This is a genomic window from Erwinia sp. TECH1, assembly GCF_054057575.1.
The window spans coordinates 3,092,612-3,113,084 of the sequence record NZ_JBSRZK010000001.1 but is presented as its reverse complement, the minus strand read 5'-3'; the positions used below and the strand labels follow the sequence as shown (position 1 = coordinate 3,113,084).

Sequence of the window (20,473 nt, the reverse complement as noted above, 5' to 3'; positions counted from 1 at the left end):
TTACTATTAATGACTGTTTTTTATTCATTGACATGCTTTATATATGGTTATTACTTAAGCATTAATCTGAAAAGAGTAATAGCTGTGATAGCTTTGAATGTTAATTTTGCTATGTACAATAGAATGGATAATCTCTAAGGTAGAGAGACAGTTCAAGCACTAAAACGAGGGCGATGCAAGCCATTGTTTTTACATGACAGGAGTATGTAATGTCCAAGCAACAGATCGGCGTTGTAGGTATGGCGGTAATGGGTCGTAACCTGGCTCTTAACATCGAAAGCCGCGGCTATACCGTATCCATCTTTAACCGCTCTCGCGAAAAGACTGACGAAGTCATCGCCGAGAACGAAGGCAAAAAGCTGGCGCCTTACTACACCATCGAAGAGTTTGTTGAATCCCTTGAGAAACCTCGTCGTATTCTGCTGATGGTGCAGGCAGGCGAAGCGACTGACAAAACTATCGCTTCTCTGACGCCACACCTCGATAAAGGCGATATCCTGATCGACGGCGGCAACACTTTCTATAAAGACACCATTCGCCGCAACCGCGAGCTGTCTGAGCAGGGCTTCAACTTTATCGGTACCGGCGTTTCCGGCGGTGAAGAGGGCGCACTGAAAGGCCCATCCATCATGCCTGGCGGCCAGAAAGAAGCTTACGAGCTGGTTGCACCGATCCTGGATAAAATTGCCGCGCGTGCCGAAGGCGAAGCCTGTGTTGCCTACATCGGCCCGGACGGCGCTGGTCACTATGTGAAAATGGTGCACAACGGTATCGAATACGGCGACATGCAGCTGATTGCAGAAGCCTACTCGCTGCTGAAAAACGCCCTGAACCTGAGCAACGAAGATCTGGCTAAGACCTTCAGCGAATGGAACGAAGGCGAGCTGAGCAGCTACCTGATCGACATCACCAAAGACATCTTCACCAAGAAAGACGAAGAGGGTAACTACCTGGTTGATGTGATTCTGGATGAAGCGGCCAACAAAGGCACCGGTAAATGGACCAGCCAGAGCTCTCTGGATCTGGGCGAGCCGCTGTCGCTGATCACCGAATCCGTATTCGCACGCTACCTCTCCTCACTGAAAACTCAGCGCGTTGCCGCTTCCAAAGTTCTGAGCGGCCCGACCGTGCAGACCGTTTCCGGCGATAAAGCAGAGTTCGTTGAGAAAGTGCGCCGCGCGCTTTACCTGGGCAAAATCGTTTCCTACGCACAGGGCTTCTCTCAGCTGAAAGCGGCTTCCACCGAAAACAACTGGGATCTGAACTACGGCGAGATTGCTAAAATCTTCCGCGCTGGCTGCATCATCCGCGCACAGTTCCTGCAGAAAATTACCGATGCCTATGCGGATAACGCCGACATTGCTAACCTGCTGCTGGCACCGTACTTCAAGAACATCGCGGACGAATACCAGCAGGCGCTGCGTGACGTTGTGGCCTATGCCGTACAGAACGGTATCCCAACGCCAACCTTCTCCGCCGCTATCGCTTACTACGACAGCTACCGTTCAGCGGTGCTGCCAGCGAACCTGATCCAGGCGCAGCGTGACTACTTCGGCGCGCATACCTACAAGCGTACCGATAAAGAAGGTGTGTTCCACACCGAGTGGCTGGATTAAGTTTCTCCGCAGGCTGAAACAGCATAAAGTAAAACCCCACGCTCTGCGGTGGGGTTTTTTTTTGCCCGTTGCCGCTATGCTTTTAAAATATCAGCCGGGAGCGACGGCGCGATACGCTGATAATCCTGCGCGTTCAGCACCACTGATTTCTCCAGCAGTCCGGCGTTAAACGCAATCTCGCTGTTACGCTCGCACAGCGTAGGATCGACGACGACTTTCAGCTCATCATGAAAGCTGAAGGGCGGGATCGCACCAAACACGCAGCCGGTCAGCCGGTCAACTTCCGCCGGGCTGGCCAGCGAGGCGCGCAGGCCACCGACCGCTTTTGCCACCTTGCTTAAATCGGCCTGCTGGTCGGCAGGTAATACCGCCAGAACATATTGCTTAACGCCGTTGCCTTTGACATGGCACACCAGCGCCTTGGCACCCTGACCAACCGCAGTTCCGCGGATGGCCGCGACCTCTTCACATTTGCCGGTCGGCTCATGCGTCATGATCTTATAACGTGCCTGCTGGCCGTCCAGCAGAGTGATTAACTTGTCAAACGTGCTCATCTTGCTCCCTTAATAAAAAAGGCCGGTTTCCCGACCTTGCTATTTGTTGCTATACCCCGGCTTGGTTACTTATGCCGCTGGCGCAGGTTTTCGATTACCGCACTCAGATTAAGATCCTGATCCTGAAGCAGCACCAGCAGGTGATACACCAGGTCGGAAGCCTCGTTAGTCAGCTCATTGCGATCGTTAACGGTGGCCGCCAGCGCGGTTTCCACGCCTTCTTCACCGACCTTCTGTGCGATGCGCTTGGTGCCGCTGGCGTACAGGCTGGCAGTATAGGAACTGGCCGGATCGGCGTGCTTGCGTTCGGCCAGCAGCTGTTCCAGCTGATACAGGAAAGCCCAGTCGGCGGCGGCAGGCGAGAAGCAGCTGCTGGTGCCGCGATGGCAGGTTGGGCCAACCGGGTTGACCAGCAGCAGCAGCGTATCGTTATCGCAGTCAGGCGTGATGCTGACGACGTTAAGAAAATGCGCCGAGGTTTCGCCCTTGGTCCACAAACGCTGTTTGGTACGCGACCAGAAGGTCACTTTACCGGTCTCCAGCGTTTTCGTCAGCGCTTCCTGATTCATATAGCCGTGCATCAATACTTCGCCGGAGACGGCGTGCTGCACGATAGCCGGCATCATGCCGTCGGTTTTTGCCCAGTCAAGTTGGGCAAGCTGTTGTTCTGTTAACACGCGCGGATCTCCACACCCTGGTCGAGCAGAAAAGCCTTCAGCTCGCCAATATTAATGATTTGCTTATGGAATACGCTGGCTGCCAGCGCGCCATCGACGTTGGCGTCGCGGAAAGCCTCAAGGAAATGCTCCATGGTGCCCGCGCCGCCGGAAGCAATTAATGGCACCTTGCAGACTTCGCGGACTTTTTGCAGCTGGGTCAGATCGTAGCCGTTACGCACGCCGTCCTGGTTCATCATATTCAGCACGATTTCGCCCGCGCCGCGCTTCTGCACCTCCTGTACCCAGTCCAGCGTTTCCCACGTCGTGACCTGCGTACGCGCTTCGTCGCCGGTATACTGATTCACATGGTATTTGCCGCTTTCGCTGTCGTACCAGGTATCAATCCCGACCACGATGCACTGTACGCCGAAGCGATCCGCCAGCCGCGTGATCAGCTCAGGATCGGCCAGCGCCGGTGAGTTAATCGAGATTTTGTCCGCGCCGAAAGAGAGAATTTGCGCCGCGTCTTCCGCCGATTTAATGCCGCCCGCCACGCAAAAAGGAATATCGATCACTTCCGCTACGCGAGCTACCCAGCTTTTATCCACCACGCGACCGGCCGAAGAGGCGGTAATATCGTAAAATACCAGCTCGTCCGCGCCTTCCTGCGCGTAGCGCTGCGCCAGCGGCACGATATCGCCGATGATCTCATGATTGCGGAACTGCACGCCTTTGACCACCTGGCCGTCACGCACGTCCAGGCAGGGGATTATCCGTTTTGCCAGCATGTTATCGCCTCCGATACGTTGAATTTACCTTCCAGCAGAGCACGGCCGACAATCACGCCCGCAGCGCCACAGCCGCGCAGGGCACGAATATCCTCCAGCGAGCCGATGCCGCCGGAAGATTGAAAGGCGATTTGCGGATAGCGGGCCGAGACTTCACGATACAGCGCCACGTTAGAGCCGCCGAGCGTGCCGTCGCGGGAGATATCGGTACAAAGCACATGTTTCAGGCCATAAGGCCGAAACTGTTCGATAACTTCTTCCAGCGTCACGCCAGCCGCTTCCTGCCAGCCGCTGATCGCTACTTCTTTGCGGTTAGCCGCGTCGATACGCACATCCAGCGCCAGCACGATCGCCTCCGCGCCGTACTGCTTAAACCAGCGCTGCACTTCTTCGGGGTTTTTTACCGCCGTAGAGCCAACCACCACGCGCGTGGCGCCCGCCTCCAGCAGCGCCTCCACATCTTCCCGCGTGCGGATGCCGCCGCCAACCTGTACCGGCACGCCGACGCCCGCCAGCAGGGTTTTCAGCAGCGGGATCTGCCGCGCCGCCGGATCTTTCGCGCCGGTCAAATCGACCAGGTGCAGTACCTGGGCGCCCTGAGCCTCGTATTCCTGCAGGCGCGGCAGGGGATCGCTGCCGTAGTCGCGCTGCTGACCGTAATCACCCTGATGCAGCCGCACCACTTTTCCTTCAATTAAATCCAATGCGGGAATAATCACTTACATCTCCAGGAAGTTTTTCAGCAGCTGCGCGCCAGCCGCGCCGGAACGTTCCGGATGGAACTGGACGCCGAAGAAGTTATCTTTCTGCACCGCGGCGGTAAAAGGCTCGCCGTAGTTGCACTGCGCGATGGTGCAGGCATTTACCGGCATAGCGTAGCTGTGCACAAAATAGAAGTACGCGCCGTCGGGAATGCCGCGAAACAGATGGTTGCCCGCCTGAGCGGTAATCTGGTTCCAGCCCATATGCGGCAGCGGCAGCCCGCAGTCGTTCATCTGCTCAACCGCTTGATCGATAATCCCCAGCGTGGTGACGCCGTTGCTCTCCTCGCTGTGCGAGCCAAGCAGCTGCATCCCCAGGCAGATCCCCAGCACCGGCTGGGTACAGGCTTTAATCAGCTCGATCAGCTCGCGCTCGCGCAGCTGATCCATCGCCGCCTGCGCCGTACCGACGCCCGGCAGCAGCAGCTTGTCGGCCTGTAGCACGACGTCGGCCTCACGGCTGACCACTGGCTCATAGCCCAGGCGCTGGATCGCCCATTTAACGGAGGAAAGGTTGGCGCAGCCGGTATCCAGGATCACCACGTTCATTACAGCACTCCTTTCGAGCTGGGCAGGGTATTGCCTTCCACGCGGATCGCCTGGCGCAGCGTGCGGCCAAAGGCTTTAAACAGGCTCTCCACGCGGTGGTGATCGTTCTTGCCTTTGGTTTTCAGGTGCAGCGTGCTGGCCATGGTATAGGAAAGCGAGCGGAAGAAGTGTTCCACCATCTCGGTGCTGAGATCGCCCACGCGCTGATAGCTGAACTCGGCTTTATATTCCAGGTGCGGACGGCCGGAGATATCGAGCGCGCAGCGCGCCAGGCACTCGTCCATCGGCAGCACAAAGCCGAAGCGGCCGATGCCGCGCTTGTCGCCCAGCGCTTTCAGCAGCGCCTCGCCCAGCGCCAGGCCGGTGTCTTCCACCGTGTGGTGATCGTCGATATAGAGATCGCCTTTCACCTCAATATTCATGCGGAAGCCGCCGTGGGTGGCGATCTGATCCAGCATATGGTCAAAGAAGCCCACGCCGGTATTGAACTGGCTGTTGCCTTCGCGATCCAGCCAGACCTCTACTTTAATCTGTGTCTCTTTGGTGTTGCGGTTCACCAGCGCGTGACGATCGCGTTTGGTCAGCTGTTGCTGAATACCCTGCCAGTTAAGGCCTTCCTTAGAGTAGTGCAGCCCCTGAATGCCCATATTACTTGCCAGCTGCAGGTCGGTGGTGCGATCGCCGATAACATAGCTGTTAGCGGTATCCAGCACGCCTTCCGCCAGCCATGCCGTGACCAGTTTGGTTTTCGGTTTACGGCAGTCGCAGCCGTCTTCCGGCAGATGCGGACAGATCAGCACGTCATCAAAGCGGATGCCCTGCGAGCTTAAAACCTGCATCATCAGCTGGTGCGGGCCGTCAAAATCCGCCTGCGGGAAGCTGGCGGTACCCAGCCCGTCCTGATTGGTGATCATCACCAGTCGATAACCGGCATTTTGCAGCGCCAGCAGGGCAGGGATCACGTCCGGCTCAAAGGCCAGCTTCTCCATGCGGTCAACCTGATAATCTTCCGGCGGTTCGGCGATAATCGTTCCGTCGCGATCGATAAAAAGAACTTTCTGGCTCATGCTTGCTCCATGGATGCGGACGCGCCGGATAACTTTTGCAGCGCGGAGATAACGCGGTCACACTCTTCAGCCGTGCCGACGGAGATGCGCAGGCAGCCCGCCAGTCCCGGCTGTTTGTTCTGGTCACGCAGAATAATGCCCTGATCCCACAAGGTTTTAAAGACCAGCGCGGAGTCAGTGAAGCGGGCCAGCACGTAGTTGGTCTCGCTGGGGAAAACTTTTTCCACGCAGCGGCAGTCGCGCAGATCGCTAATCAGCTTGTCACGCGTCGCCAGCAGCTCGTCGACGTGCTCCTTCATCAGGGCGACGCCCTGTTCGCTCAGCGCCTGGGCAGCGATATCGGCTACCGGCGTGGCAAGCGGGTAAGGCGCGATAACTTTTAATAGCAGCGCAATAACTTCGGCGTTGGCCAGCGTAAAGCCGCAGCGCAGTCCGGCCAGCGCAAACGCCTTGGAGAGCGTACGCAGGATCACCAGGTGCGGATATTCCTTCAGCCAGCCGGTCAGCGTCGCCGTCGGGCAGAACTCTATATAGGCTTCGTCTGCTATCACCAGCGCCTTGCCGCGCGTCATCTCCAGCAGCTGGCGGATGGCCTCCGGCTTCACCAGGTTGCCGGTAGGATTGTTTGGGCTGCACACGTAAACCAGCTTCACGCCGTCAAGTTTTTCAGCAATGGCGGACAGGTTAAGCTGCCAGCCCTCCTGCGCGGGCACGGTGCGGTATTCCACGCCCAGCGTTTCGGCGCTGACGCTGTACATGCCGTAGGTCGGCGGACAGAACAGCACGGCGTCTTTGCCCGGCTCGCAAAATGCGCGCATCAGCAGCTCGATGCCTTCGTCCGCGCCACGGCTGACCAGCACCTGCTCCGGCGACAAACCCGCATAGGCCGCATAGCGCTCAATTACGGCTTTCGGCTGGCACTCGGGATAGCGGTTCAGCGTCTGCTGACGGAGGTCGAACGGCACCGCCAGCGGATACTCATTGGCGTTGAGCCAGACATCGCCGTTGCCGCCAAGACGACGAGCGGACTGATAGGGCGTCAGCTGGCGCACGTTGGCGCGGGCGAGATCTTCAATCTTGCTCATTGCTTCTCCTTCAGCGCGGCAACGCGCAGCGTCACGGCGTTTTTGTGGGCGGTCAGCTGCTCGGCGGCGGCCAGGGTTTCAATGGTCGGCGCCAGATTTAAAAAGCCCTGCGGCGTCAGCTCCTGCACCGTCATCCGCTTCTGGAAATCGGCCAGTCCCAGGCTTGAACAGGTCGCCGTAAAGCCATAGGTCGGCAGCACGTGATTGGTGCCGGAGGCGTAATCACCGGCGGATTCCGGCGACCAGTCGCCCAGAAACACGGAACCGGCGCTGGTGATGTCTGCAACCAGATCGCGCGCCTGGCGCGTCTGGATAATCAGGTGTTCCGGCCCGTAGCGGTTGCTGATTTCAACGCACTGCGCCAAATCTTTCGCCACGATCAGGCGGCTGGCGGCCAGCGCCTGACGAGCCGTTTCGGCGCGCGGCAGGCTGGCCAGCTGCTTTTCTACCGCGTCGGCGACCGCTTCGGCCATCTGGCGATCGGGCGTCAGCAGGATCACCTGCGAATCGGGGCCGTGCTCCGCCTGAGAAAGCAGATCGGAGGCGACAAAATCCGGTGTGGCTGCACCATCCGCAATCACCAGCACCTCGGAAGGGCCGGCAGGCATGTCGATCGCCGCGCCGTCAAGACGCTGGCTGACCTGACGTTTCGCTTCGGTCACCCAGGCGTTGCCCGGCCCGAAGATTTTATCGACCTTCGGCACGGATGCGGTGCCCAGCGCCATGGCGGCGATAGCCTGTGCGCCGCCGACCTGAAACACCTCCTGCACGCCACACAGCTTAGCGGCATATAAAATCTCATCGGCGATCGGCGGCGGCGAGCAGAGCACCACGCGCTTGCAGCCGGCAATGCGGGCGGGAGTCGCCAGCATCAGCACGGTAGAGAAGAGCGGGGCGGAGCCGCCGGGAATATAGAGGCCGACGGACGCCACGGGGCGGGTGATCTGCTGACAGCGCACGCCGGGCTGGGTTTCAATATCCACTTCCGGCAGCTTTTGTGCCTGGTGAAATTTATCGATATTGGCGACTGCCACCGCCATCGCCTGTTTGACCTCATCGCCAAGCCGCGCTGACGCCGCCTCTATCTCTTCGCTGGTGACGCGCAGCGCCTCAACTTCAGTTTTGTCAAAAGCGGCGCTGTAGTAGCGCAACGCCTCGTCGCCTTCCGCTTTTACCTTTTCCAGGATAGCGCGCACGCTGGCGGTAATGTTTTCAGAAGCGGAGATAGCCGGACGAGTCAGCAGCATCTGCTGTTCTTCGGTGCTACACGCCTGCCAGTCAATCGGGGTCATCATCGCTTACTCCATCATCTTCTCAATAGGCAGCACAAGGATGGAGCTGGCGCCCAGCGCTTTCAGTTTCTCCATCGTTTCCCAGAACAGCGTTTCGCTGCTCACCATGTGCATGGCGACGCGGCTCTTGTCGCCCGCCAGCGGCAGAACGGTTGGACGCTCCGCGCCCGGCAGCAGAGCGATGATATCTTCCAGACGTTCGCTCGGCGCGTGCAGCATGATGTACTTGGATTCACGTGCCTGGATAACGCCCTGAATGCGGGTCATCAGCTTGTCGATTAGCTCCTGCTTGGCGGCAGGCATTTCGCCGTCGCGCTGGATCAGACAGGCTTTAGAGCGGTAAATAACTTCGACTTCGCGCAGGCCGTTGGCTTCCAGCGTCGCGCCGGTGGAAACCAGGTCGCAAATGGCGTCGGCCAGGCCGGCGCGAGGTGCCACTTCGACGGAGCCGTTCAGCAGGCAGGATTTAAAAGCGACGCCCTGTTTGTCGAGATACTTTTTCAGCAGGTGAGGATAAGAGGTGGCGATACGGGCATTTTGCAAACACTGCGGGCCGGTATATTCATCATCAACCGACATCGCCAGCGACAGGCGGCAGCCGCCGAAATCAAGACGGCGCAGCAGGGCATAACGAGGATCCTCGCCCTGCGCGCGGCGGGTCAGCAGCTCTTCTTCCAGCACGTTTTCGCCGATAATGCCTAAATCGACAACGCCATCCATTACCAGCCCCGGAATATCGTCATCACGCACGCGCAGGATATCGATCGGCATGTTCTCGGCGAAAGCGATCAGGCGCTGCTGTTGCAGATTAATTTTGATGCCGCAGCGGGCCAGCAGTTCGCGTGATTCATCGCTTAAACGGCCTGATTTCTGCATAGCTATGCGTAAACGTTTGTTATCTAACATCGGTGCTTATCCTCTTTTCCTGTCTGCTCGATTTAACTGCCAGCGTCGTTCGTCCTTTCAGGCCCGGGCCTGCGCCCATAAAAAAAGCCCCCGGAAGGCGATCTTCCGGGGGCTTTTTTTGCGTTCTGCACCGCTGGAAGATCTGAATGTCTCCCAGCACACATCGCCTGAAAGACTAGTCAGGATGATGGTGATGATGGTGGTTGAACTGAACGCGTGTCATAGTCTTCTCAAATAGGGTTGAATGATTATTCATTTCGTGACCAATAACCTAACTCAGGACAAATGTCGGGCGCAACACTTTTTTATCATTGATGACAGATAAAAAGGCTTAACCGATTGTTGTTGACGAAAGGCTGGCGTAGTTTTAGGGCATGGTTGAGAAAGCAGGGAACAAAGATGAAAAAAGTGGCGATTGTAGGACTGGGCTGGCTGGGTATGCCGCTGGGGCTGGCGATGACGGCGCGAGGCTGGCAGGTCACCGGCAGCAAAACCACGGCTGACGGCGTGGAGGCGGCGCGCATGTGCGGGCTGGAAAGCGTGCTGCTGACGCTGACGCCGGAACTGGAGTGCGATCCCGACGATCTTGACGCGCTGCTGGACGTGGAGGCGTTGGTCATCACCTTACCTGCCAGCCGCACGGCGGAGGGCGGCGAAAATTATCTGCTGGCGGTTCAGCAAATCGTGGACAGCGCGCTGGCGGCAAACGTGCCGCGCATTGTTTTTACCAGTTCCACCTCTGTTTACGGCAGTGGAAACGGCGAGATGAATGAAGACAGCCCGCTTGAGCCGGTTACGGTAGCGGGTAAAACGCTGAAAGAGCTGGAAACCTGGCTACATAATCTGCCGGGCACCTCGGTAGATATTCTGCGGCTGTCCGGCCTGGTGGGGCCGCAGCGGCATCCGGGCCGCTTCCTGGCGGGTAAAACCGATTTAGGCGACGGTTCACACGGCGTTAATCTGGTGCACCTGGAAGATGTGGTTGCCGCTATTATCCTGCTGCTGGAAAACGGCGAAGGTGGAAGAACTTATAACCTGAGCGCGCCGCATCATCCTGCCCGCAAAGATTTTTATCCGGCGGTTGCCCGTCAGCTGGGGCTGACGCCGCCGACGTTTCTTGCAGAAGCGGGCGAGGCAACGGGCAAAATCATCAACGGCGAGCGTATTTGTCAGGAACTGGGTTTCTACTATCGCTATACAGATCCGGGGAAAATGCCGGTTAGTTAATAAGAATCTGATTATAGAATTATAGTAATAATAGAGTAAGTAACTTCGTAAACTTACTCTATTATTCTATTATTCTATTATTCTGTTACTCTGTTACTCTGTTACTCTGTTACTCTGTTACTCTGTTACTCTGTTACTCTGTTACTCTGTTACTCTGTTACTCTGTTACTCTGTTACTCTGTTACTCTGTTACTCTGTTACTCTGTTACTCTGTTACTCTGTTACTCTGTTACTCTGTTACTCCATTGCTCTATTGCTCTTCGCTATAAAAAGACTTTTTGTATGATCTGATTAATAAAAAAGTATAGTGAGCTAAAGTAGTAAGGCAGTATATTAATTCATTGGGGCGCTAAGTTAAGATTAGTCCATATTTTTATATGAGGATAGATGTTAAAAAATAACAACAATATTCAACATCATATGCTGAAATTTCATTAAATTGGTTCAAATCAGGTAAAATATAAACTACATTTACCAATGTCTAAAGGAGAGTGGGTAAAAATGTAAAAAATTAATTCTATCTTTATAAGATAACTTTTTAGGTCAGGCAGGAAAAGAGAGTAGCTAATCGACGTTGGGGTAAACTTTAAGTGAAAAGCTATTTTCATGCAGTTATCTTTTTAAAAACATGCAGAGCTGTTATCTTTATAGTAAATTTATGCCCACACCACATACGAAATGTTGTCTTTATAAATTTACGCTTCAATTTTATTTTTTGTTTCTTTATTTGAACTGCTGTAGGCAATAACTAAAAAATATAGACGTGCAAAATCTTGATAAAGCAAAAAGGATTTTTCTAAAAACATGCAATATGCTGAGTTGTCGTTAAGTTACCACTATAGAAATGTGGCAGTAACATATTAATGAAAATAGCAGTCAAAATAGCGACAACACTGTGAAAGGAGCCAATATTGAAATTTACATAATTATTGGTACAAATAACCTTTATCATCACGCCCACAATTTTGAACAGACTCGCTGAGACAAGAAATATTCTTGTGCGCTCTATACTGTTACAGAGATATAGGATATTTTTTTACTATTGTTAGTTAAGTATCTTAATTTAAGGAAGTAATAAAATTTTATGTTTTTTTGTAGCGTGATTCACACTGAGAGCCCTGCTTGTTATTTTAAAAAGAATGAATGCAGAAGAGAAAGGTCAATTAGGAAAGGCAAGATAGTCAGGGTATGGAGATTGGCTTAGCTTGCATTATAACAGCAGCAATGCAAAGTCAGCGAAGACAAGCATATTAATTCTGTACGCTAAAGGATAGATTGACAAAAGAAACGGAAACCTGGTTGTATAATTTGCCAGGAAGCTTGACAGGTGTTCCGCAGCTTTCCGTGCCGGTAACATCCTGGACATCTTCATCTGACAGTAATTTACCAGCCAATCCTGACGCCGCTGAGATTCACAAAGAAGAGCGGCACAGAATGTATATGATAATCGAGGGTAATCATATTTTTATAAGCTCCTGTTGCCGCAATAATGATACTGATCATTAAGAAAAGAATTTTCATAATGATTTTGTAGAACAATGAATGAATTATTAAAATAAAAGCGGGAATACCCGCTTTTATCAATTAACATTTCGTATGGCTGAAGTCAATTACGGCAAAATTTTCATTTCTATAAAGTGAATAAATTCTATTAGAAGAGATTTTTTTCAAAGTGCATATTTTTGATCTGCCGGTTTCCGAAGGTAAATAGTTTTTGTCAAAATAGTATTGATTTAGCTGTACATTTCCCCAGAGTAAATCTTGTCCAATATTATTAGAGTTAAGGAATTTTATAATTGGGAAGTTTTTCTCCGCAAGATCAGATTGATAACTGGTAGGTGCATTACCAAGTATACTTATATTCTGTATATCATTCATATTATGACTGGAAAAGTCACTTTGAATACGAGTAATTAAAGATACTTCAAATTTTTCTGTGGTTTTCTGTGCATTATATAAAGAATACGCTAACGTAAACAGGCCAAAAACAGGAAGTAAAATCCAAAACTGTGCTTTGGGATGTTTTTTGAGGAGGATAAACGATAATGTAAAGATGCCACACATTAATCCTGATGCTCCTAACAGAGTTCTTGCAGAAGTTATAGGATTAATTAGCAATAGCATTGGTCCATATACAGCCATGTACAATAAGAAAGGAGACAGGGAAATAATGATGCAAGAGATGATCTTTGATATAAATGATATATTTTGAGATAGTATTTTCTTGAAAATAATAGCTATAGCTGCGGGGGCTATGATAGCAAAAGGTAAAAAGAATACCCATAAATTACCTATAAAAGCGCTAAGGAATATCTCACCTAGTAGATGATGGTTTCTTATTATCGTTGATAAGATTAAATTCAGGTTACTGGTTGCAATTTCGCCATGTGTTATATTATATTCACCATAAATTACAAACTTTTTGATGATTAAAATATACATGATGTTTGCCAGTAAGTAAGCGATGAGCTGATACTTTATTTGCTCTAATGCTTTTATAGTTTTCCCATTATTGATATTTAACAGGAAGAATAAAATAGAAAGGCTAATGAATATGTTTAAGGCTGCCTGATAGAAGCATAAAGAGGAAAATAACAAAAAGGTTGTAAGGATTGTCTTTTTTAGAAATGAATTACCCTCGTTAAGGAGAAACGGAAGAGTGGCCAGAAAAACAGAAAGAGACATTGTTAATGAATCATACTTATATGACCAGTTTTCCAGGTAGTAGGGAGAGATGGCAAGAGGCAGAAAAGTAAACAGGGGAATAAAAATCCGGCTGTCATCAATTTTACCTGACAAACAGCTAATTGTAATCGCCATTATTACCGCAGCCAGTAACTGTGGTAGTGGTGAAATATCATTAAAAAGGCCACCAGCCATCATAATCTTAAACGTCAATACCGAAAGGGGACGGCCATTAGATAACCAACCTGTTACACCAACCATTGAATGAACAAGGTCGTCAGAATAATAATGTTCAGATACAATAAGAGGTAGGATATATAATATTATTATGCCTAAGCTTATGTAAAATACCTTGTTAAAATCTTTTCTAATGGAGAAGCTTTTTGAGATTAATTCTTTTAAGTACAACATTTTTAATTTTTACCTTTTGATTTAATATATTTCGGTCTTCTTTTTACCTCTGTATAGATTCGACCTATATATTCACCTAGCACACCAATACCAATAAGTTGAACTCCACCGAGAAAAAGGATTGAAACCATAATAGAAGGATAACCCCTGACCGAATTCCCCCAGATAATTTTTTCAATTATCATCCATGAACCATATAAAAAGGAAAGGGCAGCAACTAACAGGCCTAAATATGTCCAAACACGCAAAGGGAATGTGGAAAAGGAGGTGATACCTTCTAAAGCAAGATTCCATAGTTTCCAGCCGTTAAACTTAGTAACGCCTGCTACTCGTTCTTCTCTGACATACTCAACAATAGCTGTTTTTCCCCCAACCCAACTCAGGATGCCTTTCATAAAAAGGTTTCGTTCCTCTAGTTGCTTAATGTTATCCACGATTTCCCGTGAAAGCAGGCGGAAATCACCAACGTTTTCCTCTATCTTTGGTGTGCTTATTTTATTATGCAGGCGGTAGAACCATTCAGCTGTCTTTCTTTTCAGATGGCCATCAGAACTGCGATCTATTCTTTTAGCCAAAACAACATCTGCGCCGCTTTGCCATTTTTCAATAAGTTTTGGAATAACTGATATAGGATCCTGTAAATCGACATCAACAGGTATTACAGCATCGCCCGTAGCATATTCAAGCCCTGCAAAAAGGGCAGGTTCTTTACCAAAATTACGGGTGAAATTAATTAAACGGACAGCATCGTCCTGGGCAGCTAATTCCTGTGCAATAACACTGGTGCTATCCGTGCTCCCGTCATTGATGAAAATGATCTCTAGTATATATTGCGTTAGTTCCCTTTTTACTGTGCTATAAAAAATAGGTATAGCTTCCTCTTCATTATATACAGGCACGATTAGCGATATTTTCATTAAAACCCCCCCCTATACACCACTAATTTGGAGTAGATAAACCCGGTGGTAAGACTGATAAACGAGAAAGTAATAAGCGTAACTATTAGCGGAAGATTTAATTTGTCAGCAATATGGCCAGTTAGCCATGCCAGTGTTCCCATAAAAATGACAAATAAAAAATAGCGTTTTTTTGTCGCTTCGCTTTTAAAAGTCCATCTTGCATTAGCAATGAAACTAAAGCTTACAGCAATAAAGAACGCCAATAAGTTAGCAAAGGATTGTGAGCAGGCGAGAACATAAACAAAAAATGAGAAGCTAATCCAATGGAGCAGCGTGTTAACTATGCCAACAGACATATATTTTGCAAATAATTTCCACATAATAGCATTCTTTTTTTAAAAATTATGACAATCTTAACATTTACAAAGAGATAAGCAAAGGGACTACTAACGTGAAAATATTATATCATGATTAATCATAGTGGGTTTATTTTCCGTATAGCATCCATGAGCATAGGTAAAAACTTTAAACCCCCAATCTGTCCCTCAGCGCATACCAGGCGGCGCCCAGCGCCGTCAGAGGCGCGCGCAGACGGCGACCGCCCGGGAAAGGCAGATGCGGCAGGCGGGCGAACGCATCGAAGCGTTTTGGCTCGCCCTGCAACGCTTCACAAACCAGTTTGCCTGCCAGATGCGTCCAGGTCACGCCGTGCCCGCTGTCGCCCTGCATATAGTAAACGCCGTTTTCCAGCCTGCCGATCTGCGGCATACGGGACAGCGTCAGCAAAAAGTTCCCGCTCCAGGCATAATCAAATTTTATTCCTTCCAGCTGTGGAAAGGTCTTTAGCAGTCTGGGCCGGATCAGCTCGTGGATGTTGCCCGGCTCGCGCGCGCCATAGCTCACGCCGCCGCCATACAGCAGGCGGTTGTCGGCCGTCAGGCGATAGTAATCCAACAGATAGTTACGGTCTTCTACACAGTAGTTGTCCGGCAGCAGCGCCAGCGCCTTATCGCGTGAGAGCGGTTCCGTGACGACGATCTGCGAGCTACAGGGCAGGCTCTTGCTCGCCAGTCTGGGTTCCAGCTGCGGCGCCAGATAGGCATTACCGGCAAAAATAACGTATTTTGCCAATACGCTACCCTGAGCCGTCCTGACGCGATGCGGCGTGCCGTAGGTCACGGCGGTCGCCTCTGACTCTTCATAAATCCTGCCGCCGTGACGGCGAATCGCCTCCGCTTCGCCCAGCGCAAGATTCAGAGGATGCAGATGACCGCCGCTACGATCCAGCAGGCCGCCGACATAGCGTTCGCTGGCGATTTTACGCCGGATGCCCAGCTCGTCCAGCAGCTCCAGCTGATGATTGCCATAGTGCTGCCAGCGTTGGTGCTGCTGCTTTAAATGGCTAAACTGACGGCTGTTAAGCGCGGCAAAAACGCCGCCGGGCCGGTAGTCGCAGCTAATGGCGTAGCGATCGATACGGTCGCGGATCGTCGCTGCGCCTTCAAACATCATGCTGCCCAGCAGTCGTGCGCTTTCTTTGCCGTAGCGGCGCTCAATAACGTCAATATCACGGCTGTAGGAGTTAACCACCTGCCCGCCGTTGCGGCCGCTGGCACCAAAGCCAACCCTGGCCGCTTCCAACACCACCACGTCATAACCCGCTTCGGTAAGGTAGAGCGCCGAGGAAAGGCCGGTAAAACCGCCGCCGATGATGCAGACGTCGCAGAGAATATCATCCGTCAGCCGCGGCCAGCGGTCATGAGGATTGGCCGTAGCGGCGTAATAGCTCTGCACATGTTCCATAGCTTTCTCCAACAAAAAGCGCGAAGCGGCGTCAACTGGCGATCAAAAGGTGGTTGGGGTATGCGCGCTGACGATCCGGCAGGGCTGCGCAGAGGTGTTATTAAAGCTGTGGGGATGGCCGGTATCGATAACGTAGCTTTGGCCAGCCCGAAGCTGATAGCGCTGGCCGTCGACGGTTAAGGTGATTTCGCCTTCCAGCAGCGTACCGATCTCTTCACCCTGATGACGAATTTTTTCGGTTGTCGCGCCGGATTCATAGGTTTCTAACATCATCGCCAGCGTCCGCTCGGGGCTGCCGTTATGGATCAACCGCAGCGAGACCCCCTGGCTGCCAATATCAATCAGCTCATTTGCCTCTATTACCACCTTTGGCCTGGCAGGCTGGACCGGCTCGGAAAAGAATTCGGAAAGGGAGAGGCCATAAACTTTTAACAGCTTCTGTAATGTACCGACGGCGGGACTGACCTTGTCCTGCTCGATAGTGCTGATGGCGCTGTGCGTCAGGCCGGAAAGCTCGGCCACGCGCCGCTGCGACAGGCCCTGCTGCTGGCGGATTTCAGCCAGGCGGCGGCCGGGGGCCAGAGAAATATCGCTCATCGACGGGTTTCCTTTTGCTGCCGAAAAAACGCACGTAAAGGCGTTAATAAATAGTCTTCCTTAAGGTCAAAGCCAGCATACCCGGTTGGGTTTTGCCATGCCGGGCAGGCATCGGGAAGCGCCGTCGTCAGGGCCTGTTTGCTGAGGCTTGCCTGATACATTATTACGTCAATCAAGGGGTTGTTCGAAATAATGCCCATCCCAACTCTCCGTCCGGTTTTAGTGAGCGCGGAAAGGCAGGACGGATCCGTGCCTTATCCAGCCAATCTGGCACTCTGCAAGGCAATATGCAAAAGATTTTGCCTGGAAAATAAACTCTGTCATAACATTTGCCGCGCTGAATAGTTGACGCTATGTTAAGAAGGCGGCGCTTATTTTGAGCGGCGCGCAAACATCAGACTGAGCGAAGGCGGGTGGCATCATGACCAATATCGTCGAAGTGGAAGATTTTACGCGGCACGGCGAGCGAACCAGCGCGTTCCAGCTTGAAGTAGAAACTTATCTGGAACGCTATCCTGAAACACAGCATGTTGATGTTCTGCTTAATGATTTAAACGGTGTTTTTCGCGGCAAACGCCTCCCGATCGGCAGTTTGCTCAGGCTGGAAAAAGGCTGTTATTTTCCCGCTTCCGTCTATGCCATGGATATTCTCGGCAACACGGTGGAAGAGGCCGGACTTGGCCAGGCGCTGGGTGAACCGGATAATATCTGCTTTCCTGTCGAAGGCACGCTGACTCCCTCCGCAACCGATCCGCAGCGCCTGGCGCAGCTTTTGCTGACCATGCGTAATCAAGATGGTACTCCCTTTGACGTTGAACCCCGGAATGTCCTGAATCACCTTTGGCAGCAGTTGCGCAATCGGGGGTTATTTCCGGTGGTAGCGGTAGAGCTGGAGTTCTATCTCGTCGATAAAAAACGCGATGCGGAAGGCGCAATTCAGCCGCCGTGCTCGCCGGGCAGCGACGATCGTAACCGGCAAAGCCAGGTTTATTCGGTTGATAATCTCGACTGTTTTGCCGCCGTGCTCAATGATATCGACAGGCTGGCCAGACTGCAGGGTATTCCGGCCGACGGCGCGCTGGCGGAAGCCTCGCCAGGCCAGTTTGAAATCAATCTGCGCCATACCCGCAACGTGCTCAGCGCCTGCGATCATGCCGTGCAGCTGAAGCGGCTAATCCGTCAGGTGGCAGAAAATCACGGGATGAACGCTACCTTTATGGCAAAACCCTACGAGGCCTGGGCCGGTAGCGGAATGCACGTTCATATCAGCCTGCTGGACGCCGCCGATCATAACGCCTTTATCACCGATGACGGCAGCGATTCGCCCCTGCTGAAGCGAGCGCTGGCCGGGATGATCGATCTGATGCCCGCCTCCATGGCGTTGCTGGCGCCTAACGTTAATGCCTATCGTCGCTTTTTACCGGAAGCCTTTGTGCCTCTACAGGCATCCTGGGGGCACAACAACCGTACGGTAGCGTTGCGTATTCCCTGTGGCGAAGCGGAAAACCATCGCGTGGAGTACCGCGTGGCAGGCGCGGATGCCAATCCTTATCTGGTGGTCGCCGCGGTGCTGGCGGGCATTCTGCACGGCATCGATAATCAGCTGCCGCTGCCGTCGGCCATTACCGGCAACGGCCATGAAGCCGACGGCAGACCGTTGCCGATCAGGCAAAGCGATGCGCTGGACGAATTTGCCCAAAGCTCTCCGCTGCAAAAGCTGCTGGGCGAGCGCTTTGGGTTTGTCTGGCACAGCTGCAAACATCATGAACTAATGCATTTTGAACGGCTGATCACCGCCACCGAAATCGACTGGATGTTGAAAAATGCCTGACGTTTCCTGTAAAGAAATGGCGCAGAAAGGCTTTAAAAACTTGTATTCTGTCTTACAGCCTGGCAAAATATACGGACTGTAAATGAATAACCGACGCTTAACGCGCCGGTTATTTTTTTTGCACAAAAAAACGAAGCCAAAGAGGCCGGCTCAGCCGGACTGATACACACTGACAGTGTTTTTGAGGAAATAAAGATGGGGCAACACTTCATTACGCCGGCCGCAGCCGGTAAACATCTGCGCGACGACTACGGCGCAGCGGCAGCCGTCACCTTCACGCCTGCCTGCTTTACCTTCCCAAATCAGAACAACGCTCGCATAAAGCGAAGTTTCCCTGTGGTTCAACCCAGAAAGGTTGATGCTATGGGGAGGCTGAATCATGTCGCATAATTCCCAGACCGCCGCGCCGCGCGCGCACCTGAAAAAAACGCTGACTCTGATGCCTGTAGTGATGATGGGCCTGGCTTATATGCAGCCAATGACCCTGTTCGATACGTTCGGCATCGTTTCCGGCCTCACAGACGGTCACGTAGCAACCGCCTACGCCTTCGCGTTAATCGCGATCCTGTTTACTGCGCTGAGCTACGGCAAGCTGGTTCGCCGCTTTCCGTCTGCCGGCTCGGCCTATACCTATGCCCAAAAAGCCATCAGCCCGCACGTCGGCTTTATGGTGGGCTGGTCCTCGCTGCTGGATTACCTGATCATGCCGATGATCAATATCCTGCTGGCGAAAATCTATTTTGAAGCGCTGGTGCCGGGTGTCCCGTCATGGATATTCGTGGTGCTGCTGGTTGGTTTTATGACCCTTTCTAACCTCAAGGGCATTAAAACCGTCGCCAATTTCAACAGTATTATCGTGGTGCTGCAAATGGCGGTCATGGTGGCGATTACCGGTATGGTAATTTACGGCGTGTCCCATGGCGAAGGGGCCGGCACCCTGACCAGCAGCAAGCCGTTCTGGTCTGAGCAGGCGCACGTGGTGCCTATGATCACCGGCGCGACCATTCTGTGCTTCTCGTTCCTGGGCTTTGACGGCATCAGTTCGCTGTCGGAAGAAACCAAGGATGCGGGTCGAGTGATCCCGAAAGCGATCTTTTTGACCGCCCTGATTGGCGGCGTGATCTTTATCGTGGTTTCTTACTTCCTGCAGCTTTATTTCCCGGATATCTCGCGCTTTAAAGATCCGGACGCGTCGCAGCCGGAAATCATGCTCTACGTGGCGGGTAAAACCTTCCAGTTCGGCATTCTGATTTTCTCCTGCATCACCGTGCTGGCTTCCGGCATGGCGGCGCACGCGGGCGTTTCCCGTTTGATGTATGTGATGGGGCGTGACGGCGTGTTCCCGGAGCGCTTCTTCGGCTATATTCATCCGAAGCTGCATACGCCAGCGCTGAACGTATTGTTGGTAGGCGCTATCGCGCTTTCCGCCATTACCTTCGACCTGGTGACGGCGACGGCGTTGATCAACTTCGGCGCGCTGGTGGCCTTTACCTTTGTTAACCTTTCGGTGATCTCGCAGTTCTGGATCCGTGAAGGGCGCAACAAGACGCTGAAGGACAACATCAACTTCCTGCTGCTGCCGCTGTGCGGCGCGCTGACGGTGGGCGCGCTGTGGATCAATCTGGAAGAAAGCTCGATGATCCTCGGCCTGGTCTGGGGCGCAATTGGCCTGGTCTATCTGGCCGTGGTGACGCAGCGCTTCCGCAAACCGGTGCCGCAGTACACCGAAGAGCCGATGTAACC

20 protein-coding genes and 1 other annotated feature are annotated in these 20,473 nt (G+C 52.3%); of the genes, 4 read left to right on the top strand and 16 right to left on the bottom strand.

What is annotated here, in order from left to right; genetic code table 11:
- Nucleotides 1-209 precede the first annotated feature (209 nt).
- Nucleotides 210-1,616, top strand: coding sequence for an NADP-dependent phosphogluconate dehydrogenase (gene gndA / locus ACVWZ0_RS14705; protein ID WP_253460110.1), 1,407 nt, complete (start codon nucleotides 210-212; stop codon nucleotides 1,614-1,616).
- Nucleotides 1,617-1,690: 74 nt separating this feature from the next.
- On the opposite strand, the gene ACVWZ0_RS14700 is transcribed toward gndA, so the two are convergent.
- The 10 genes from ACVWZ0_RS14700 to hisL all read right to left on the bottom strand — a co-directional run bounded on the left by ACVWZ0_RS14700 (nucleotide 1,691) and on the right by hisL (nucleotide 9,500).
- Complete coding sequence (locus tag ACVWZ0_RS14700; RefSeq protein WP_253460112.1) at nucleotides 1,691-2,170, bottom strand: YbaK/prolyl-tRNA synthetase associated domain-containing protein; 480 nt, start codon at nucleotides 2,168-2,170, stop codon at nucleotides 1,691-1,693.
- A 65-nt stretch (nucleotides 2,171-2,235) separates the two neighbouring features.
- Nucleotides 2,236-2,847, bottom strand: coding sequence for a bifunctional phosphoribosyl-AMP cyclohydrolase/phosphoribosyl-ATP diphosphatase HisIE (hisIE, locus tag ACVWZ0_RS14695; RefSeq protein WP_253460115.1), 612 nt, complete (start codon nucleotides 2,845-2,847; stop codon nucleotides 2,236-2,238).
- Nucleotides 2,841-3,617, bottom strand: a complete 777-nt coding sequence (hisF, locus tag ACVWZ0_RS14690) for an imidazole glycerol phosphate synthase subunit HisF (RefSeq protein ID WP_253460118.1) — start codon at nucleotides 3,615-3,617, stop codon at nucleotides 2,841-2,843. Before hisF ends, hisIE begins: the two co-directional genes overlap by 7 nt.
- Nucleotides 3,599-4,336 (bottom strand): 1-(5-phosphoribosyl)-5-[(5-phosphoribosylamino)methylideneamino]imidazole-4-carboxamide isomerase, encoded by a 738-nt coding sequence (gene hisA, locus ACVWZ0_RS14685; protein WP_253460121.1) that lies wholly within the window; start codon nucleotides 4,334-4,336, stop codon nucleotides 3,599-3,601. Before hisA ends, hisF begins: the two co-directional genes overlap by 19 nt.
- On the bottom strand, nucleotides 4,337-4,927 hold the full coding sequence (gene hisH / locus ACVWZ0_RS14680) for an imidazole glycerol phosphate synthase subunit HisH (RefSeq protein WP_253460124.1): 591 nt from the start codon (nucleotides 4,925-4,927) through the stop codon (nucleotides 4,337-4,339).
- Nucleotides 4,927-5,994 carry a bifunctional histidinol-phosphatase/imidazoleglycerol-phosphate dehydratase HisB gene (gene hisB / locus ACVWZ0_RS14675; protein ID WP_253460129.1) on the bottom strand — a complete coding sequence of 356 codons (1,068 nt, stop codon included), beginning with the start codon at nucleotides 5,992-5,994 and terminating at the stop codon, nucleotides 4,927-4,929. The genes hisH and hisB overlap by 1 nt, the downstream gene beginning before the upstream one ends.
- Nucleotides 5,991-7,079 carry a histidinol-phosphate transaminase gene (gene hisC / locus ACVWZ0_RS14670; RefSeq protein ID WP_253460132.1) on the bottom strand — a complete coding sequence of 363 codons (1,089 nt, stop codon included), beginning with the start codon at nucleotides 7,077-7,079 and terminating at the stop codon, nucleotides 5,991-5,993. The genes hisB and hisC overlap by 4 nt, the downstream gene beginning before the upstream one ends.
- Nucleotides 7,076-8,371 (bottom strand): histidinol dehydrogenase, encoded by a 1,296-nt coding sequence (gene hisD, locus ACVWZ0_RS14665; protein WP_253461275.1) that lies wholly within the window; start codon nucleotides 8,369-8,371, stop codon nucleotides 7,076-7,078. Before hisD ends, hisC begins: the two co-directional genes overlap by 4 nt.
- Before the next feature lie 6 nt (nucleotides 8,372-8,377).
- Complete coding sequence (hisG, locus tag ACVWZ0_RS14660; protein WP_125288103.1) at nucleotides 8,378-9,277, bottom strand: ATP phosphoribosyltransferase; 900 nt, start codon at nucleotides 9,275-9,277, stop codon at nucleotides 8,378-8,380.
- A gap of 78 nt (nucleotides 9,278-9,355) precedes the next feature.
- Nucleotides 9,356-9,477: a sequence feature (His leader region), on the bottom strand.
- Nucleotides 9,453-9,500, bottom strand: a complete 48-nt coding sequence (hisL, locus tag ACVWZ0_RS14655; protein ID WP_100396937.1) for a his operon leader peptide — start codon at nucleotides 9,498-9,500, stop codon at nucleotides 9,453-9,455. (Overlaps the previous feature by 25 nt.)
- A gap of 176 nt (nucleotides 9,501-9,676) precedes the next feature.
- On the opposite strand from hisL, the gene ACVWZ0_RS14650 reads away from it, so the two are divergent.
- The gene (locus ACVWZ0_RS14650) at nucleotides 9,677-10,504 is read left to right on the top strand and encodes an SDR family oxidoreductase (protein ID WP_253460135.1); all 828 of its coding nucleotides are present in this window, start codon (nucleotides 9,677-9,679) and stop codon (nucleotides 10,502-10,504) included.
- 1,584 nt (nucleotides 10,505-12,088) lie between these two features.
- Here ACVWZ0_RS14650 and ACVWZ0_RS14645 read toward each other — a convergent pair.
- The 6 genes from ACVWZ0_RS14645 to ACVWZ0_RS14620 all read right to left on the bottom strand — a co-directional run bounded on the left by ACVWZ0_RS14645 (nucleotide 12,089) and on the right by ACVWZ0_RS14620 (nucleotide 17,099).
- Nucleotides 12,089-13,600, bottom strand: coding sequence for a glucosyltransferase domain-containing protein (locus ACVWZ0_RS14645; protein WP_253460138.1), 1,512 nt, complete (start codon nucleotides 13,598-13,600; stop codon nucleotides 12,089-12,091).
- A 2-nt stretch (nucleotides 13,601-13,602) separates the two neighbouring features.
- Complete coding sequence (locus tag ACVWZ0_RS14640; RefSeq protein WP_253460141.1) at nucleotides 13,603-14,517, bottom strand: glycosyltransferase family 2 protein; 915 nt, start codon at nucleotides 14,515-14,517, stop codon at nucleotides 13,603-13,605.
- Nucleotides 14,517-14,879 (bottom strand): GtrA family protein, encoded by a 363-nt coding sequence (locus ACVWZ0_RS14635; protein ID WP_253460143.1) that lies wholly within the window; start codon nucleotides 14,877-14,879, stop codon nucleotides 14,517-14,519. The genes ACVWZ0_RS14640 and ACVWZ0_RS14635 overlap by 1 nt, the downstream gene beginning before the upstream one ends.
- Before the next feature lie 145 nt (nucleotides 14,880-15,024).
- Nucleotides 15,025-16,302: an NAD(P)/FAD-dependent oxidoreductase gene (locus ACVWZ0_RS14630; RefSeq protein WP_253460146.1), complete on the bottom strand. Its 1,278-nt coding sequence runs from the start codon at nucleotides 16,300-16,302 to the stop codon at nucleotides 15,025-15,027.
- 42 nt (nucleotides 16,303-16,344) lie between these two features.
- Complete coding sequence (gene puuR / locus ACVWZ0_RS14625) at nucleotides 16,345-16,899, bottom strand: HTH-type transcriptional regulator PuuR (protein WP_253460149.1); 555 nt, start codon at nucleotides 16,897-16,899, stop codon at nucleotides 16,345-16,347.
- Nucleotides 16,896-17,099 carry a hypothetical protein gene (locus ACVWZ0_RS14620; RefSeq protein WP_253460152.1) on the bottom strand — a complete coding sequence of 68 codons (204 nt, stop codon included), beginning with the start codon at nucleotides 17,097-17,099 and terminating at the stop codon, nucleotides 16,896-16,898. The genes puuR and ACVWZ0_RS14620 overlap by 4 nt, the downstream gene beginning before the upstream one ends.
- Before the next feature lie 221 nt (nucleotides 17,100-17,320).
- Here ACVWZ0_RS14620 and ACVWZ0_RS14615 point away from each other — a divergent pair, with 221 nt between their 5' ends.
- Together ACVWZ0_RS14615 and ACVWZ0_RS14610 are read left to right on the top strand one after the other, a co-directional pair.
- Nucleotides 17,321-18,730: a glutamine synthetase family protein gene (locus ACVWZ0_RS14615; protein WP_301289680.1), complete on the top strand. Its 1,410-nt coding sequence runs from the start codon at nucleotides 17,321-17,323 to the stop codon at nucleotides 18,728-18,730.
- 379 nt (nucleotides 18,731-19,109) lie between these two features.
- Complete coding sequence (locus ACVWZ0_RS14610; RefSeq protein ID WP_253460155.1) at nucleotides 19,110-20,471, top strand: APC family permease; 1,362 nt, start codon at nucleotides 19,110-19,112, stop codon at nucleotides 20,469-20,471.
- Nucleotides 20,472-20,473: the final 2 nt, after the last annotated feature.